The 19,373-nt window shown below is 38.8% G+C and carries 14 protein-coding genes; 9 read left to right on the top strand and 5 right to left on the bottom strand.

The window, feature by feature from the left end:
- Positions 1-15 precede the first annotated feature (15 nt).
- On the bottom strand, positions 16-3,366 hold the full coding sequence (locus AVFI_RS04705; RefSeq protein WP_373367040.1) for a DNA translocase FtsK 4TM domain-containing protein: 3,351 nt from the start codon (positions 3,364-3,366) through the stop codon (positions 16-18).
- Positions 3,367-3,669: 303 nt separating this feature from the next.
- Positions 3,670-4,161 (bottom strand): leucine-responsive transcriptional regulator Lrp, encoded by a 492-nt coding sequence (gene lrp / locus AVFI_RS04700; RefSeq protein WP_005418488.1) that lies wholly within the window; start codon positions 4,159-4,161, stop codon positions 3,670-3,672.
- Between the two features lie 156 nt (positions 4,162-4,317).
- On the opposite strand from lrp, the gene ald reads away from it, so the two are divergent.
- From ald to cydC, 4 genes are all read left to right on the top strand, one after another.
- A complete protein-coding gene (ald, locus tag AVFI_RS04695) occupies positions 4,318-5,436 on the top strand; it encodes an alanine dehydrogenase (RefSeq protein WP_012533565.1) in 1,119 nt (372 codons plus the stop codon).
- Between the two features lie 146 nt (positions 5,437-5,582).
- Positions 5,583-6,548 carry a thioredoxin-disulfide reductase gene (gene trxB / locus AVFI_RS04690; RefSeq protein WP_054775309.1) on the top strand — a complete coding sequence of 322 codons (966 nt, stop codon included), beginning with the start codon at positions 5,583-5,585 and terminating at the stop codon, positions 6,546-6,548.
- Positions 6,549-6,701: 153 nt separating this feature from the next.
- Positions 6,702-8,474 (top strand): heme ABC transporter permease/ATP-binding protein CydD, encoded by a 1,773-nt coding sequence (gene cydD, locus AVFI_RS04685; RefSeq protein ID WP_065623962.1) that lies wholly within the window; start codon positions 6,702-6,704, stop codon positions 8,472-8,474.
- The gene (gene cydC, locus AVFI_RS04680) at positions 8,467-10,188 is read left to right on the top strand and encodes a heme ABC transporter ATP-binding protein/permease CydC (RefSeq protein WP_188863381.1); all 1,722 of its coding nucleotides are present in this window, start codon (positions 8,467-8,469) and stop codon (positions 10,186-10,188) included. Before cydD ends, cydC begins: the two co-directional genes overlap by 8 nt.
- 91 nt (positions 10,189-10,279) lie before the next feature.
- On the opposite strand, the gene serC is transcribed toward cydC, so the two are convergent.
- Complete coding sequence (gene serC, locus AVFI_RS04675) at positions 10,280-11,362, bottom strand: 3-phosphoserine/phosphohydroxythreonine transaminase (protein WP_054775308.1); 1,083 nt, start codon at positions 11,360-11,362, stop codon at positions 10,280-10,282.
- A 197-nt stretch (positions 11,363-11,559) separates the two neighbouring features.
- Positions 11,560-12,861 (bottom strand): DUF945 family protein, encoded by a 1,302-nt coding sequence (locus tag AVFI_RS04670; protein WP_017018409.1) that lies wholly within the window; start codon positions 12,859-12,861, stop codon positions 11,560-11,562.
- 275 nt (positions 12,862-13,136) lie between these two features.
- Between AVFI_RS04670 and AVFI_RS04665 the strand changes: the two genes are divergently transcribed.
- Positions 13,137-13,685 (top strand): hypothetical protein, encoded by a 549-nt coding sequence (locus tag AVFI_RS04665; protein ID WP_005418478.1) that lies wholly within the window; start codon positions 13,137-13,139, stop codon positions 13,683-13,685.
- Between the two features lie 90 nt (positions 13,686-13,775).
- Here the strand turns inward: AVFI_RS04665 and tfoX are convergent, their stop codons facing one another.
- Positions 13,776-14,405, bottom strand: coding sequence for a DNA transformation protein TfoX (gene tfoX, locus AVFI_RS04660; protein ID WP_081300364.1), 630 nt, complete (start codon positions 14,403-14,405; stop codon positions 13,776-13,778).
- 373 nt (positions 14,406-14,778) lie between these two features.
- On the opposite strand from tfoX, the gene AVFI_RS04655 reads away from it, so the two are divergent.
- The 4 genes from AVFI_RS04655 (at position 14,779) to panP (ending at position 19,159) form a co-directional block, all read left to right on the top strand.
- A complete protein-coding gene (locus AVFI_RS04655) occupies positions 14,779-15,702 on the top strand; it encodes an HDOD domain-containing protein (protein WP_054775307.1) in 924 nt (307 codons plus the stop codon).
- Between the two features lie 90 nt (positions 15,703-15,792).
- Complete coding sequence (locus AVFI_RS04650; RefSeq protein WP_017018413.1) at positions 15,793-16,692, top strand: lysine exporter LysO family protein; 900 nt, start codon at positions 15,793-15,795, stop codon at positions 16,690-16,692.
- Between the two features lie 136 nt (positions 16,693-16,828).
- On the top strand, positions 16,829-17,341 hold the full coding sequence (locus AVFI_RS04645) for a hypothetical protein (RefSeq protein WP_017018414.1): 513 nt from the start codon (positions 16,829-16,831) through the stop codon (positions 17,339-17,341).
- A gap of 174 nt (positions 17,342-17,515) precedes the next feature.
- Positions 17,516-19,159, top strand: coding sequence for a pyridoxal-dependent aspartate 1-decarboxylase PanP (panP, locus tag AVFI_RS04640; RefSeq protein WP_017018415.1), 1,644 nt, complete (start codon positions 17,516-17,518; stop codon positions 19,157-19,159).
- Positions 19,160-19,373 lie beyond the last annotated feature (214 nt).

Here is a 19,373-nt window from a genome sequence, read left to right as displayed (position 1 = left end):
TCTTAAAAATTTGGATTAATCATGCATACCTACAGGAGGTGGTGCAATTACTTCACGGTTACCATTATGACCCGGAGTACTAACAATTCCATGCGCTTCTAATTGCTCGACAATACGAGCAGCTCGGTTATAACCGATTCTAAATTGGCGCTGAACACCTGACACTGACCCACGACGTGATGTTGTTACAAACTCAACCACCTGATCAAACAATTGATCTAGCTCTTCCTCACCTTCCGGTTTCTCTCCTGGAAGTAATGCTTCAGCACCTTGATCGCTCTTAGTAATCGCATCAATATAATTTGGACGACCACGCGCTTTCCAATCATTCACTACCGCATGTACGTCATCATCTGATGCAAAAGCACCATGAACACGTACCGTGTGGTTAGAACCCGGCGCTAAGTAGAGCATATCACCCATACCTAATAGAGATTCTGCACCACCTTGGTCAAGAATGGTTCTTGAGTCGGTTTTCGTTGATACCGTAAACGCCACACGTGTTGGGATGTTTGCTTTAATCAAACCCGTAATAACATCAACAGATGGACGTTGTGTTGCAAGAATTAAGTGGATACCTGCTGCACGTGCTTTTTGAGCCAATCGTGCAATCAACTCTTCCACTTTCTTACCAACAACCATCATTAAGTCAGCGAATTCATCAACGATAACAACGATAGATGGTAGCTTCTCAAGCAATGGCGGCATTTCGTCCATGCTGTCACCCGGTTTCCATAATGGATCGTGGATTGGGTGTCCCGCTTCAGCTGCCATTTTTAATTTATCGTTAAAGCCTTTTAGATTACGAACACCTAATGCCGACATTAACTTATAACGACGTTCCATTTCACCAACACACCAACGCAGAGCATTACCTGCATCTTTCATGTCAGTTACTACTTCCGTCAATAAGTGTGGGATTCCTTCATAGATAGAAAGTTCCAACATTTTTGGATCGATCATAATGAAACGTACATCTTCTGGTGTCGCTTTATAAAGCACACTCAAGATCATTACGTTTACACCAACTGATTTACCTGAACCTGTTGTACCTGCAACCAATACGTGAGGCATTTTTGCAAGATCAGCAATCACCGCTTCACCTGCAATATCTTGCCCCATTACAACCGTCGTTGGAGACTTAGCTTCAATAAACTTCTGACTACCTACAACATCAGAGAAGAAAACGGTTTGTCGATTAAAGTTAGGTAATTCAAGACCAACATATGGTTTACCCGGAATAACTTCAACGACACGCACAGCCATTGCTGATAGTGAACGAGCTAAGTCCATCGCTAGGCCTGAGATACGGCTAACCTTAACACCCGGCGCTAAATCTAATTCAAATCGAGTAATTACAGGTCCTGGGAAAATATCCACCACACGTGCTTTAATTTTGTAATCCGCTAATTTAGCTTCAACCAAACGTGCCGTATGCTCTAGCGATTCACGAGACTCTAGCTCTTCACGTGTATCTGGTGAGAAAAGCAGATCCAATGTTGGCATTGGTGATGTTGGCTTTGGTAAATTCGGCTCAGATTGCACTAAAAATGGATTTTGTAATGCCGCTTGAGTTGCCTTTTCTTTTGCAACTAACGCTTGGAACGCTGCTACATCAGCATCAGAATGCGTTGGTGCTTCATCTTCAAGTACTTCTTCAAAAACAGGCTCGATAACAGGCGTAACATTAACTTCTGGCGTATCAGCAACCTGATGTTGAGATTGAGCAAAGCTTGGTTCATCATCAATATCATCAGCTTCTACTGCACTGAATGTTGGTAACGCAGATTCTTCTTCATTTTCTGATGCTTCTTGAGCAGAGAAGTGAGTTTGAGTCGTTAATACTTCATCTTCTTCAACGTCATAATCAGTAGAATCAAAGCTAACTGTATCAGACCCAACGGTGTTATCTTCTTCAAGAGAAGCGGCATAGTCCTCACTCGCTTCTGGAATTGAAACTGGTGACGTTACTAACTCTTCTTCAGCAAAAACAGAGTGGTCTTGTTCTCTATTTTCTTCTACTTCTTGTGTTGCACTAAACGATGGTTCAAATGCACTATCCTGCGTTTCAAATCCTGATGTAGGCATTTCTGGAGTATTAATTGAAACGTCAGATAAAGCGTCACTGCTCATAGCGGCAGTAGTAACAGTAGCTGCGGTGGCATTCTGCACAAAGGCAGTTTCAGCATCAACTTGACTCAATAATGGATCTTGTTCTAAAGCCTCATGATCAAGCTCTGCAATCGTCGCATTACTACGCATAGATAAATTCAAACCATCTTCTAATAGTTCAGGTTCTTGATTTACCTGCATCGTTTCAACATTGCTTTCTAAGTCTTGAGCAACTTCAGTAACCTCTTGAGTATTAAACTCTTCTGGAGCTGCACATTGATCAGCCATATTTGGCTCATCAATGTGCGTATTCGTTGTAAATAGTGGATCTTCATAAGGTTGAGACACTTCTGAATTATCAGAAAATACATCAACCGTCGATGTTGAAAACAGAGGGTCATCATCTGTCGAATAAAAATCATCATCCGCTTTCGCAGCCGAAACAGATGCCGCAGCAACCACACCCGCCCCAGCGGCACCAAAACGTGGTAAATCGCTTGCAGAAATCTTAGGTGTCGCATACGGGTCAAGAGGTTCATCGTCTTCAACCGCCGTCATCGACGGTGCAGAAGCAAATGGTTGAGAAGATTCAGGTTTGCTTTCTACGATTGGTTGTTCATTCTCAACTTCGTAAGTTTCATCTTCTGTTTTACGAACCTTATTTACTAGTGTACGAGTTGCTTCTAAAACAAAACCACCTAGGTTATCGACTATCGTTAGCCAAGATACACCAGTGAATAAAGTTAAACCTGCACCCCATAAGAACATGAAGATAAGCGTTGAACCCAATACATTTAAAATCGGATTAGTGATACTGGTTAATACATCACCTACGACACCGCCAGATGAGAAATACCAAAGATCATCAAAGTTGATATCAGCTAAAGCACAACTTGTTAAGAACAAGATCAATAACCCTAAAATACGAGTTCCGATCATCATAAAATCTAATTCAGTTTCTTGCTCTTCTTCTCTTCTGCGGAAAACAATCCAAGTACAACCAAGTAAAATTACCGGCAATAAATAAGCTAAAGAACCAAAAGCAAAAAACAACGTATCTGCAATCCACGCACCAAATGAGCCACCCGCATTTTCTACTGAGCCCGCCCATGCAGTTTGTGTCCATGATGGATCGGCTGGATTAAAACTGAATAATGAAATCGTAATGAATATTGTTGCGAGTAAACCTACGATAAAAAGCGCTTCTTGTAGACGTTGATTGCCGTTTAGACGCTCTTTTTCAGGTTCAGCCACAGCCTCAACTTTTAATGTCGTAAGCTGTGTTTTTCTTTCTGCAATTTTTTCTTTAATCTTTGTAAACAAAATACTGTCCATTGATACGATACTTAGATTTAGTCATCCCTCTTTAAAATGCGAATTCGAGGAGAAGCAAGGATCACTGAATCTCTATAAAATAAAAACAAGTCGAGCGGCACTACGCCGCTCGTCATTACTTAATAGTAATTACAGATAAATAATATACCTAAAATGCCATTAAGCTCTGCAAGTTTTTGTAAAAATAAAGAAAATATCTCGATATTTACAATCTTGCTTCAATTAGCGAGTCTTAATCACTAAATGGTTCGTTTGTTTTACTTCTTCCATAACAACATAAGTACGAGTGTCGTTAACGCCCGGAAGTCGTAATAGTGTATCACCAAGTAATCGACGATAAGCACTCATATCTGATACACGAGTCTTTAAAAGATAGTCAAAATCACCTGATACAAGATGACACTCTTGAATATCGTCTAATAACTGTACTGCAGCATTAAATTGTTCAAAAACATCTGGTGCACCACGGTTCAACGTGATTTCAACAAATACCAACAATGACGCATCAAGATATTGTGGGTTTAGCAATGCTGTATAACCATTGATATACCCTTGGCGTTCTAGACGGCGAACGCGCTCTAAACATGGAGTTGGCGATAGGCCTACTCTCTTAGATAATTCAACATTTGAAATTCGACCATCTTTCTGGAGTTCATTCAAAATATTGCGATCGATACGATCCAGTTCCTTGGAAGGTTTCTTATTATCTACCATTTTTTATTCCACCTTATTACTTCCTTGCAAAAAAATATACTACAACTTTTTAATATTTAGCATCAAATTTTGCCATTTACAATCTATACTAGATAAAAACTCGAAACAAAAACCCTACAACCAGTCATAATAACCATAAAACAAAAGGAAATCAGGATGATCATTGGAGTACCTAAAGAAATAAAAAATCATGAATATCGCGTTGGAATGATCCCTGCGAGTGTTCGCGAATTAATATCTCATGGCCATACCGTATTTGTCGAAACAAAAGCCGGCTCAGGCATTGGTTTTACCGACGAAGACTACATCGCGGTTGGTGCATCCATTCTTCCTACAGCTGAAGACGTATTCGCCAAAGCTGAAATGATTATTAAAGTTAAAGAACCTCAGGCTGTCGAGCGTGCAATGCTTCGTGAAGGGCAAATTTTATTCACGTACTTACATCTTGCACCAGATCTTCCACAAACTAAAGACCTAATCAAGAGTAAAGCTGTCTGCATCGCATATGAGACTGTAACAGATAATATGGGTCGTCTGCCACTATTAGCGCCAATGTCAGAAGTTGCAGGTCGAATGTCTATTCAGGCAGGTGCACAAACATTAGAGAAATCAAACGGTGGTCGCGGCTTACTTTTAGGTGGCGTTCCGGGTGTTGAACCAGCAAAAGTCGTCATTGTTGGTGGTGGTGTTGTTGGAGCAAATGCTGCTCGTATGGCAGTAGGAATGCGTGCCGATGTAACTATATTAGACCGTAATATCGATACACTGCGTCATCTAGATGAAGAGTTTCAAGGCCGTGCTAAAGTCGTTTATTCTACGGTAGATGCTATTGAAAAACACGTCCTAGAGGCGGATTTAGTCGTTGGTGCCGTACTTATTCCGGGCGCAGCAGCACCTAAGTTAATTACAGCAGAACATATTAAACGCATGAAACCAGGCGCAGCCGTTGTTGATGTTGCCATTGACCAAGGCGGTTGTTTTGAAACCTCTCATGCCACCACTCATGCTGACCCAACTTATATTGTGGATGATGTTGTTCATTACTGTGTTGCTAACATGCCAGGAGCAGTCGCTCGAACCTCTACATTTGCCCTAAATAATGCAACACTTCCTTACATAATTAAATTAGCAGATAAGGGATATAAGGCGGCTTTATTAGAAGACAAAGGCTTCTTAGGTGGTTTGAACGTGATTCACGGAAAAGTAACCTGCAAAGAAGTAGCAGAAAGTTTCGACTTAGAATACGTCGAGCCTGAAACAGCAATCAGCGCTTAAAAGTATATCCTATAACAAAATCATTTGAGGGTGCCTATTACGGTGCCCTTTCTTTCATCGAATAAATTCCCTACAATCAGGATATTGGTTGATAACTCGATGTTACCTTCCTTTTTCTCTATTTTTTGTTTTAGCTCGGAGATCCTATGAGCAACGTTAAGCATTCAAAATTACTAATTCTTGGTTCTGGTCCTGCGGGTTACACTGCGGCTGTTTACGCTGCACGAGCTAACTTAAATCCAGTAATGATCACTGGCATGCAACAAGGTGGTCAATTAACAACAACAACCGAAGTTGAAAACTGGCCAGGTGGTGCTGCCGATATGACAGGCCCAGGTTTAATGGAAGAAATGAAGGCACACGCAGAGCGCTTCAACACTGAAATCATTTTTGACCATATCAATGAAACCGATTTTAACCAACGTCCTTTTCGTTTAAAAGGCGACTCAGGTGAATACACTTGTGATGCATTAATCATTTCAACTGGTGCATCAGCTAAATATTTAGGTTTAGAATCTGAAGAAGCATTCAAAGGCCGTGGCGTTTCTGCTTGCGCAACATGTGATGGTTTCTTCTACCGTAACCAAAAAGTTGCAGTTGTTGGTGGCGGTAATACTGCGGTTGAAGAAGCATTATACCTATCAAACATCGCAGCTGAAGTTCACTTAATCCACCGTCGTGACTCTTTCCGTTCTGAAAAGATCTTAATTGATCGTTTAATGGATAAAGTAGAAAACGGAAATATCATCTTACATACCGACCGTACATTAGAAGAAGTACTAGGTGATGATATGGGCGTAACCGGTGTTCGATTAAAAGACACCAAATCGGATGCAACGGAAGACTTAGAGGTTATGGGTGCATTCATTGCGATCGGCCATCAACCAAACACTGCGATTTTCAATGGTCAACTTGATATGGAAAATGGCTACATCAAAGTAAAATCAGGCCTTGAAGGTAATGCGACTCAAACAAGTGTTGAGGGTATTTTTGCTGCTGGTGACGTTATGGACCATAATTACCGTCAAGCAATTACATCTGCAGGTACTGGCTGTATGGCCGCTTTAGATGCAGAACGCTTTTTAGATGCGTTAGAAGCAAAAGAAAGTTAAACTATCTCTGTTAACGTTAAACCCGAAGTTAATGCTTCGGGTTTCTTTTGCTCATCTTATTTTGTTGATGTGCCTGTTTTTTCTGATATTCCAATTATTAAAATAGAAAAAGTAGTGCGTGCAAAATAATACAAAACGTAAGCTTTCAATATTATGGATAAAATACAACAACGCGAGTTAGGTAAATGGCTCAAGGGTCAAAGCAAGCTTGCAAAAAAATGGCTAACCCTCTCTATCGGGCTCGGCTTTCTTTCCAGTCTTTTTCTTATTGCTCAAGCGGCATTACTTGCCGATATTCTGCACCAATTAATCGTAGAACAAGTCGATAAATACGAACTGATTTCGCACTTTGTTGCTATCTTAGTATTTGTTGCTATTCGTGCTCTTTGCAGTTGGGGACGAGAAATTGCAGGTTACCGATGTGGTGAACACATTCGAGTACACATTCGACAATTAATTTTGAATAAACTGCAAGAATTAGGTCCTGCTTATATCAAAGGGAAACCTGCTGGTACATGGGCAACCTTATTGCTTGAACAAGTTGAAGACATGCAAGACTTTTTCTCTCGCTATCTTCCACAAATGTCGCTATCGGTTTTGATCCCATTTGTTATATTAATTGTCGTATTCCCTCAAAACTGGGCAGCAGGATTAATCTTTTTGCTTACCGCACCATTAGTTCCATTATTTATGGCGCTAGTTGGAATGGGAGCAGCAGACGCTAACCGACGCAATTTTAAAGCATTACAACGCTTATCAGGTCATTTTTATGACCGTCTGCAATCAATGACAACCATACGCTTATTCAATAAAACAGCACAAGAAACTGAACACTTACATGGCGCTTCGGAAATTTTCCGTAAACGTACTATGGAAGTATTACGACTCGCATTCTTATCTTCTGCTGTTTTAGAGTTTTTCACTTCAATTTCAATTGCTATTGTTGCGGTTTACTTCGGTTTTACTTTTATTGGTGAGCTAGATTTCGGCCATTACGGAACAACCGTCACTCTGTTTACTGGTCTATTCATTCTTATTCTTGCTCCAGAATTTTATCAACCGCTTCGTGATTTAGGGACCTTTTATCATGCCAAAGCACAAGCTATTGGTGCTGCAGAATCATTGGTTGAATTTCTAGACACAAAAACAGAACAACAAGCTCAAGGCAATAAAAAAGTATCTGAATCTACAACTCTTGATATTCAAGTTGAAGAGTTAATCGTAACAACTCACGATGGAAAAAACCTATTAGGTCCTATTAGTTTTCATCTAGAAGAAGGCTCTCAAACTGCACTTATTGGCCCTAGTGGTGCCGGCAAAACAAGTTTGATTAATGCCATTCTTGGCTTCCTTCCATATCAAGGAAGTATCAAAATTAATGGCACTGAATTATCAGAGTTAGATAAAACAGAATGGTATAAAGAAATCAACTGGGTCGGTCAAAACCCAACATTGGTTCACGGTACTATTCAGGAAAATATCACGCTAGGTAAACAAGATATCACCCAAGAACAACTAGATACTGCATGTGAGCATGCATTTGCTAACGAGTTTATTGCTGATCTTGGTTATCAACATGCGATTTCTGATCGTTCAGGCGGTTTATCTGTAGGACAAGCACAGCGACTGGCATTAGCAAGAGCACTACTGCAACAAGGACGTTTATGGATCTTAGATGAACCAACAGCAAGTCTTGATGCAAAAAGCGAACGTTTAGTAATGAAGAGCCTAAATCAAGCAACTCAAGGCTTAACTACATTAATGATCACTCACCGCTTAGATCAACTTCATGCAATGGACTCTATCCTTGTATTAGATAAAGGGAAAATAGTTCAATCTGGCTCATTTGATGAGTTAAAAGATTCTGGCCTATTTGCGAATATGCTAGCGGCAAAACAACCAGTGCAAGGTGATCTCGATGCGTGATTTACTTCCTTATATCAAACTCTATAAAAAACATTGGTTCGGCTTAACGCTTGGTATGCTACTCAGCTTTGCTACTTTGTTTGCTTCTATTGGTTTGCTGACAATTTCTGGCTGGTTTATCTCAGCTTCAGCTATTGCAGGTTTAACCATTGCAAGAGAAACCTTCAACTACATGCTTCCTGCTGGTGCCGTTCGTGGTTTCTCTATTGGTCGTACTGCTGGGCGATGGGGCGAACGTGTTGTTAGCCACAACGCCACATTCAAACTGCTAACTGAATTACGTATTTTCTTCTTTAAGAAACTAATACCACTTATCCCAGGTCGTTTCTCAAAGCTACGTGATGCGGATTTATTAAACCGTCTCGTTGCTGATGTTGATGCAATGGACCATGTATACTTGCGTTTAGTTAGCCCAATTATTGTCGGTACTTTAGGTATTATTGGACTAACTGCATTTCTTGCGTGGTTTGATATCACTATCGGTCTAACTCTTGGTGCTATTTTACTTTCTCTATTACTAATCTGGCCAACGCTATTCTACAAGTTAGGTAAGCACAACGGCTCAGAGTTAACTCAAAACAAAGCAACACTGAGGATCAAAACCTTAGATTGGCTACAAGGTAATGCTGAATTACGCATTTTTGGTGCTGAAGCTCAATACCGTCAACGCATTCTTGATGCCCAAACGGCACTATTAGCTAACCAACACCGTATGGCTGCGTTAACAGGATTAGCGAATGGCCTGTTACTGCTAGCTAACGGCTGGACGCTACTATTAATGTTGTGGATTGCAGGCGATGGTATTGCAGGAATGACACCAGATCCTATGGTTGCAATGGTTGCATTTGCGACAATGGCAAGTTTTGAATTGCTTATGCCAATAGCAGGCGCCTTTCAATATCTAGGGCAAACACTAAGTTCTGCTCGTCGCCTGAATGAAATCATCACAGCTGAACCAGATACCGTGTTTGATGAAAATGGCGTTGACCAAGCCATCAAAGGTAATTTAACCATCTCGAATGTGGATTACCAATACATGGATGCGGATACCAATGCGATTAATGCCATCTCACTTGATCTACTTTCTGGACAAAAAATGGCCATTGTTGGTCAAACGGGTTCAGGCAAATCAACCTTGTTGCAATTGTTAACTCGTCAATGGGATCCAAAATCAGGCTACATTGCTATTGATGGCGTTAAGTTACCTAAATGGAAAGAATCAAGTCTTCGTAGTGCAATGTCAGTAGTAAGCCAACGAGTCGATATTTTAAATGGTTCTCTAAGAGATAACTTACTACTCGCTGATGATACTGCAAGCGATGAGAAACTAATTAAAACCTTAAATCAAGTTGGTTTGGAAGCGCTAACAACTGACGAAGGTCTAAATGCTTGGTTAGGCGATGGTGGCCGACAACTCTCTGGTGGTGAACGTCGTCGAATTGGGATTGCACGTGCGTTATTACATGATGCACCTATTGTCTTATTGGATGAGCCAACAGAAGGCTTAGATCAGAAAACCGAACAACAAATTATGTCGGTACTTAATAAACACATTGAACATAAAACCGTTGTGTTTATTACCCACCGTCTAGTGAACCTAGAACAGATGGATCATATTTGTTTGATGGATCACGGTGAAATCGTTGAGCAAGGTACGCATGATAGCCTCCTCTCACTTAAAGGTGCTTACCACCAATTATGGCAACGCTTTTAATTACCTTAGATAGATAACCTAAGGATATAAAAAAAAGCCGATATGACCATCATCATATCGGCTTTTTTGTATCAGTGAATAAAAGTAATACCTAAACGTACTTCTCTTCAAACTCTTTCATAAATTGCACAAGCGCTTCAACACCTTCTAATGGCATTGCATTATAAATTGAAGCACGCATACCACCGACAACTCTATGTCCTTTCAATGCTTTTAAACCCGCTTCATCAGCTAATTCAAGAAACTTCGTATCCAACTCTGGGTTTGCCAGTTGAAATGGTACGTTCATTAATGAGCGATTATCAGAATGCACATCGTTACGGTAAAAATCCGAGTGATCAATGTAATCGTACAGAACCGCTGCTTTCTTACGGTTATGTGTTTCCATTGCATCAATACCACCATTAGATTTCAACCATTTGAAAACTAATCCCGCAAGGTACCAAGCGTAAGTTGGAGGCGTATTAAACATAGATTCTTTATCCGCTAATACACCGTAGTTTAATACACTCGGCAAAGCTTGAGCGGCTAAATCCAATAGATCATCACGAACAATAACAATCGTTAAGCCCGCAGGACCAATATTCTTCTGTGCCCCAGCATAAATAACACCGTATTTCGACACATCAATCTTACGCGATAAAATGGTCGATGACATATCAGCAACAATTGGCTTATCGGTTACTGGCAGATCATTAATCTCAATACCATCAATGGTTTCATTTGGACAAAAATGCACATACGCCGCATCATCGCTTAATGTCCATTCAGAAGCCGATTGAACCGCTTTCTTACCATCAACATCAATAATGGTATTAATCACATTTGGTGTGCAATATTTTTGCGCTTCTTCAACCGCACTTTGAGCCCAATAACCAGCGTCAACATAATCAGCTTTAGTATTACCACCCAATAAATTCAAAGGTACCGCAGCAAACTGAGCTCTGGCACCACCTTGGCAAAATAACACTTTATAGTTGTCTGGAATCGCTAATAGATCACGTAAGTCTTGCTCTGATTCTTCAGCGACTTTAATAAACTCTTTACTGCGGTGACTTATTTCCATCACAGATGTGCCTAAGCCATTCCAATTTACCAATTCCTTTTGAGCTTGGGCGAGAACGTCTACTGGTAACATTGCTGGTCCAGCACAAAAGTTAAATACTTTTTCCATGTTTCTTAAAACTCCTGTTGATGTTTACAACACTAACTGACAAAAAATGATTACGAAATTAATAACACCTTTCATCTCATAAAGGAATCAGAAAGTGATCTATTTCACTAAATCCATAACGATGACAGATTCAAGTTAAAAATATCAATTAAAAAAATAGCCCACCAAAGTGAGCTATTTGTATAAATATAAATGAATTAACGAAGATAAGTTAAAAAGCCTAATAGCATAAATAGAGGCATTTTTTGACCATTTGGTAACTCAATTTGACCATTAGCAATCTTCGCAGATAAACGATAATTATCGCCCTCTTCCGTTGCAAATTCATTAACAAGTAATTCATCCATTTGCATACGAAGTTCTGGTGTCTCATCTACCAATTTTTTCGCAATAACTAGCTCAGAACTGCCTTGTAATGTTTGAACTAATTTATCCGCATTTTGAGAAGCTCGCGCAGTCCCTGCCGGTAAAGTAAGTAGAATTTGGCTATTCACTTTACTGCCTAGTACATCAGCACTAAATTCATTTAAGTTTACTTTAAAACCCTTAGCAGCAAGTAAATCAAAAGACAGCATCAGTTGTTGTACTTTTTCTGGCGTGATTTCTTGATCTTGTAATAGAGGGACTAGCTTAATTAATGCATCATAGTTCAGCTCTTCAAAACTTAAGTCAAAAACACCATTTTCCAAAGTACCACTGTCTGTAACGATTTCATTTATCGTTAGCTTATTGCTAGAGCTTAGTGCATTGTCTTCTGGCTTATCTTTTACTTCTTTGATTTGGTTAATGCTCGTGTAGTTAAAGCCTTTCACTTCATTGTGATTTTGACCTTCTACGTCATTTAAAACCAATTTATCCATATTGATGTTTGCTTCACCAATGAAGATATCACCCACATAATGACCAACACTTTGACCTTTTACGTTATCAACAACAAACTCAGATTGATTATCTAGACGTAATTCAGTCTTAGGCAGATCATAAGCTAAAGTGAATTGACCATCTTTTTGTACCGTCGCAGATACTTGACTTGCGGCAACAAATAATTTTTCAACACCCTGCGCACGTAAATCATCATTAACAAAATTAGCGTCTTGGCTTGAAAGAAGTAACTCTGTTGTACCAGTTAATTGACTCTCAGTAGTTAACTTAAGTCCTTTAATGAAATCAGACTTATTCGCTTCAGTTTCAAATGTTGATACCGAGGAGATCGATAACAAACCATGAGATATTTCATGATTCACAATAATGTCAGTCGGATACCCAGCATGTTCTAGTTCAGCACTTAAACCCGGATCAACAACATGAATTCGACTTTGAGCCGTCGAACTTAAATAACCGCGATCATAAGAAAGATTTTCAATAGCAATCACTGAATTATCATAAGAAGCGATTCCATCTTTAAAAATGGCTTCACCAATCTTCCCTGTCGCAAATGGCCAGCAAGCAACAAGAGCAACAGCTCCACCTATTGCTGCATATTTTTTTAACTCATTCATATTGGTATCCAACGTTATCAATTTCAATCAGTTTACCTAACACAACAAGTTCAATACAACTCTATTTATTAGATAACTGCGTCATATATAACAAAACTTACTATGCTTGGCTTAATTTTTGCTTTATTTTATTAAATATATATACATGTTCATTTTTTGACGATTTGTTGTTACTTCAAATTTATATATTGCTTTCTAGCAAAAATACCGATTTCTGTTAGTATCTAGGCCATATTTTTTGTTTACAGCACTCAATTTGATAGGTTTCAAATATCATGATCCGTAAAACACTTTTAGCATCAAGCCTAATGTTTATTTCTGCAACTTCAATGGCTGCAGATGACGCAAACAATGCCATCATGAGCAACTTCAGCTACGATTACGTTGAAGCTCGCATTGGCTTTAGCCCTTCAACATTCGGTGCTGGTTTCAGCAAATCAATTCACCCAAATGCTCACGCTATCGCAAGCATTGATTCAGAGCTAGATGGCGATTACGACCTAGCAGCTGGTCTTGGTTTCCACGCTCCAGTAAACAACTGGGCTGACATCACAGGTGAAATGTTATTACGTGTTGTTGATGACAACCATAAATACCACAATGACACAGGTATGGAACTGAACCTTGGCGTACGTCAATGGTTAGGTCCACAACTTGAAGTTGGTGGTAAAGTAGGTTACCTATCTATCGATGATAACGACGATACTCTATTCTCAGTATACGGTCGCTTCCACTCAACAGAGCTATTCTCTATTGGTGCTGAAGGTCGCTTCAATGGTATCTACGGTGATCAACTTCTGCTAACAGCTCGTTTTAAATACTAATTTAATTAGATATTTAAATACAAAAAAACCTCGTTATCCCTTAACTTTATTTGTTTCGGTATAACGAGGTTTTTTTATGAAATAAACAAATCAAACTTGTTGTAATAATGCTTGCTTTGCAGGCTCTTGTAATAACGTCCAATGAACTCCTGATTCTGCACCTGCAAATTTCCAAAGTAACTTAACATCAACATCACCACCATAGGTGTGATTCACTTTTTTAAATACATCAACAGCACCAATTTCCAGAAATGAATCAACATCAGGTACTCCTGCTTTTTTGACCATTCTTTCTAATGTCAGTTGCATATTCGGTAAGTCACGTAAACGGCGGTTTTCTTTTGATTTTTTAAACTCTCTTTCTAAACGAGAGTTTTCCATAGCTTCTTGAACAATAGAAAGAAGAGAAGCTGGTTTCTTTTCAAATAACTCAGTAACATCAAAATAATTTACAGTCGCAATTGTCGTCTTCTTAACATGCTTGAAACGCTCACAACCTAACTCTTCAAACCGAGCATCAACCTCACCACCACCGCGTACATATAGTCGTCCATCAGTAACTAGCGAGAACATGGCGTCTTCGGTAAACAAACCAACACCACCAAACATTGAACGTTTATTGAATCTTCCCAGTTTTTTTACAAAGTTAAAAAAGCGCTCTTCTAGATGACTCATCTCGATCTCCTTGATCTTTAAATTAACATCCCCCGTCCCTGTCATAAAATTGACATCAAGCAATTGAATAATAAACGTACAATGAATAAGTTTCTATTATTTTTATATTAATACCTGAAATAGCAGTATATTTCTTTATTTCGATCACATTCTTCTTAATTAATTCATGTAACGAAACAAGTAGTTCTTCAGGCTCGTATCACATTATAATGACATAATACATCACACCATTACATTGATGAATCTCACAAGATTCATTTATGACGTCAATAAATCATCACTTATTTAATAAGACGTATTAACTTTGACGTTTGAAGCCAACTATTTAGTTTGAGGACGTGCTCAATTCTTCAAGTTTTTTTTTAGTACGTATAAAAATAATGTATGATTTAACCATTACTTAAATATATGAATTAAAATGAATCATTTATCATTTTTTTGGCTAGAGCACGATAAAGAGAAAGCTCTTAACGCATTGAGAACTGAGTTTAGCCAACAAGTTACATCCAATATCACATCGGGGAAAATTCAGCTTCCACCGATCCCTGATGTTGTACTTAAAATTCAGAAATTGTGTACTCTTGAAGGCACAATGATTAAAGATGTATCTGATACGCTTTTAGAAGACCCAAGCCTGACCGCTATTGTTATTAGAATGGCGAATTCTGTCGTATTTAACCGTCGTAATATCACCTGTACAGACGTGTTAACTGCTGTTTCTCGCCTTGGTATCTTCCGTGTCCGTGACATTGTTACCGCTCAAGCTATTGAGCAGTTAAAATATTCAAGTGATTTAAATAGCGAGTGTAATTCGTTATTACGTAAAAGTGCGGCTAAGTCTCGCGAGTTCGCTGCCGTCATGACAATGGTATGTGAAGAGATATTGAAAGAAAGCACAGACGGTTCACATGATTATCTTGAACCAGAAAAGGCGTTATTAAGTGGTCTTTTAGCAGACATCGGTCTATTTTGCTTAGTCAATAAATACTACAACTACCTTGAAGAAGGGAATTACCTAGACCTTGATGTCGCACTTTATATTTTTGAAAAAGAATGTAATCCAATCAGCTACCATGTATTGAATCATTGGCAGTTTGATAGCGATTTCCTTTCAATAGCAACAAATAAACAAATTTCAGAAAGTAACTTACCAGTGAGTTACTTAAACATCGCTCGTATTGCTAATCATTTGTTAATGTTCAGAAATGATGATGAAGATATTGATGACCATGAAGTTGAGATAACATTAGAAGGTGCTGAAGCCCTTTACACACTGAGTAACCTTACTAATACTCAATTCAACGATCGCATCAGAGAAACACTTCGAAGCAGCGGATTGTAATTAAATTACAACAAATCAATTAACATTATATTGCCGAATTTGAAAAGCCTTGATATTCTCGGGGCTTCTTCAAAAGTTGGGTTTATTATTATGTTTTCTGGAATGTTATTTGTTTTTTTACCATTGCTTTTAGGCTATTTAATCCCTCTTCATACGAAGAAGCCACTTCAACATATAAATGCCGCAACAAGTCACCTAGTTACGGTTATCCTAGCTCTTATGGGCTTAAGTCTTGCGGCTCTGGATAATCTTGCTCAAAACCTCAATCAGATCTTAACGATTACGGTTACTTTCTTTGTCGCAATTAGCGTATGTAACTTAGCTATTCTTCCTATCATGGATAAGCTATTCCCGCTAAATTCAGAAGGGAATAAAAACTCACTTCCACTATTTAAAATGATCCTAGAATCAGCAAAGCTGCTCTTAGCGGTTGCAGGAGGTTTAGTATTTGGCTTACTTTCTGGTATCGATTTAAGCTGGGTAGAACAAGCCAGTGAGATAATTCTGCTGCTACTTTTATTTTTAATCGGTATTCAATTACGTAACAGTGGCCTTACACTTCGCCAAATCCTATTAAATAAACACGGTATTATTATCGCCGCAGTTATTATGTCTACCTCTTTTGTCGGAGGCATCATTGGTGCTCTTATCCTTGATATCCCATTACCACATGGCTTGGCGATGGCTTCTGGTTTTGGATGGTATTCACTTGCAGGTATTTTGATGGGTGATGCATTAGGCCCTGTTTATGGCGGCGCGGCATTCTTGAACGAACTTTTCCGAGAGTTAGTTGCTCTACTTTTAATCCCAACTTTAATTCATCGTTACCCAGTCACCTCTATTGGTTATGCTGGAGCAACAGCAATGGATTTCACACTTCCTGTTATTCAAAATTGTGGCGGGATTCGCTGTGTTCCTATTGCTATTGTGAGTGGTTTTATACTGAGTCTATCGGTTCCTTTTTTGATGCTATTCTTCGTTTCTCTTTAAGTGTTCGAAGCAGAAAAACATTATTCGTACCAGATTAAGTGGGAAGCATCACACTGTGAATCGTTTCAATTGCATTTAGTTACACTCTATTTACAATCACAAATTGATAATTACGATTCATTTATAAGGATTTAAAATGAAACTTGCCGCTCTAATCTTACCTTTTGCATTGCTTACGACGTCAGCTCAAGCTGCAGATACTCAATGTTTAAGCGACAAATACAGTCAATATATAGATGCATCTTTAACTTGGTATCAAGAACTCATAGCCATTACCGTGAAAAAAGATCCAAACCTACAAAGTGTTGGTGATTGGTTTCTTGAAGGGCGCAAACATCACTTTGAACTGAACCGTGCTGCAGTGGATTACTATCTTGAAAACGCACCAGAAAAAGTTAAAACCAATCAATCAATAGAATCATGGTTACAGCTTACTCAAAAAGAAGTGAAAGAATTAGCAAGCCATGATGATGATTTAGGTAAAATAGCTAAAGCAACCTTCGATGATCGTCAATCTCAGCCACATAAACAAAATTATGAATTACGCTCTGCCTTTGCAGATATCCTAAGTCATCCAAAAACGATTGATGCACCACTAAAAGCTTACAATCAAAAAATGACCGATATCAGCATGATTAAATGTCAATAATATTGATTAATTTATCACCACTCATTCATTTTTGGTGATAAATCCACCCTTCAAGACTCGATGAGGCACATTTTACACAAGACATTTTCGTCATTTTGTTCTAAATTGTGCCCTCAGAGCCTGTAAAGAACCACCCTCTTTACTTTTCAATCATCAACAAATAGAACAGATACCATGGTAACAGACAACAAAACAGCAGATGCGAGCTTTGAAAGCCTGCTGCGAATTTTTACTGTTCCGGAAGCTCCCGATTCGACTCTTGGAATAATTGAAAAAGAACTTTCACAGAACTTAAATCAATTTTTAAGAGAGCATATTGTTGCCGAAGAAAAGCCATTGACTGAAATCGAAAAAGATTTTACCGATTCATCAATGCCAGAATCTCCGACCTATGTGTCAGAACATACTGAGCACTTATTAGATACCCTTGTATCTCAATCCGTTCATACCTCTGCACCTAGTTTTATTGGACACATGACATCGGCATTGCCTTACTTTTTAATGCCGCTTTCTAAAATCATGATTGCCCTAAATCAAAATTTGGTGAAAATTGAAACATCAAAAGCATTTACCCCGTTAGAGCGTCAAGTGCTTGGTATGTTACACCGTTTAATTTTTGGTCAAAAAGACAACTTCTATCAACACTGGATGCACAGTGCTGATCACTCTTTAGGTGCTTTTTGTTCTGGCGGTACCATCGCTAACATTACTGCACTATGGGTTGCAAGAAATCGCCTATTAAAACCAGAAGGTGATTTTGAAGGCATTGCCAAACAAGGACTTTTTGCTGCTCTTACGCATTATAAGTGTAATGGGCTAGCTATTTTCGTTTCAGAACGTGGCCATTACTCACTCAAAAAAGCAGCGGATGTACTTGGCATTGGTCAAGATGGCGTTATAGCCGTTAAAACCGACAACAACAATCGTGTTTGTCTTGACGATTTAGAACTTAAAATTGCACAAGCAAAAGCGAAAAATATTAAGCCACTGGCTATTGTTGGTGTTGCAGGTACCACAGAAACAGGTTCAATTGACCCACTGCGTGAATTAGCAAACGTTGCTCAACGTGAAGGGTGTCATTTCCATGTGGATGCGGCTTGGGGCGGTGCAACATTAATGTCGAATACGTACCGACACCTTTTAGATGGTATTGATTTAGCCGATTCCGTAACGATTGATGCACACAAACAACTATACGTACCAATGGGTGCAGGTATGGTTATCTTTAAAGATCCTGAATTAATGTCTTCTATCCAGCATCATGCTGAATACATTCTTCGTAAAGGGTCTAAAGATTTAGGTCGTCACACACTTGAAGGTTCTCGAAGTGGTATGGCGATGTTGCTTTATTCTTGTTTCAATGTGATCAGTCGCCCTGGTTATGAATTATTAATCAACCAAAGTATTGAAAAAGCACACTACTTTGCTGATTTAATTCAACAACAAGATGATTTTGAACTGATAACAGAGCCTGAGCTTTGCTTGCTGACTTATCGTTATGTTCCAAGTCACGTGAAAGCGGCGCTGACAGTTGCGACTGACGAGCAAAAAATTGAGATTTATGAGCACTTGGATAATCTCACCAAGTACATTCAAAAAACGCAACGTGAAACTGGGAAATCTTTTGTTTCTCGAACTCGATTAACGCCTGAAGTTTATCAGCATCAACCAACTATTGTTTTCAGAGTGGTATTGGCAAACCCATTAACCACAAAAGAAATACTGCAAAATGTATTAATTGAGCAAAGAGAAATTGCAAGCAGTAGTGAAATATCTTTACCTCTATTAAACCAAATTGTAGACAAAATCCTTCGTTAATTCTTCTATATAGGTTGTTTTATGAATGTAAAGCAACCTATCTTTTTTGTAATTCATTTCCTTTCTAACTGAAACTTAATCACGAAATTATCCATAAAATTTTAGTTTTGTCGTATTTACACCGAAAAATCACTTTCTAAATTGAAAGTGTTTTTAGAGATCTGTCATATTATTGTTATTAAAATACAATCAACGAAGCCAATTGTTAGAGGCT

This window comes from Aliivibrio fischeri ATCC 7744 = JCM 18803 = DSM 507, from assembly GCF_023983475.1.
In the GTDB taxonomy this organism is placed as follows: domain Bacteria; phylum Pseudomonadota; class Gammaproteobacteria; order Enterobacterales; family Vibrionaceae; genus Aliivibrio; species Aliivibrio fischeri.
Note: the sequence above shows the minus strand (reverse complement) of the source record. Positions and strands in the feature narration are given on the sequence as shown.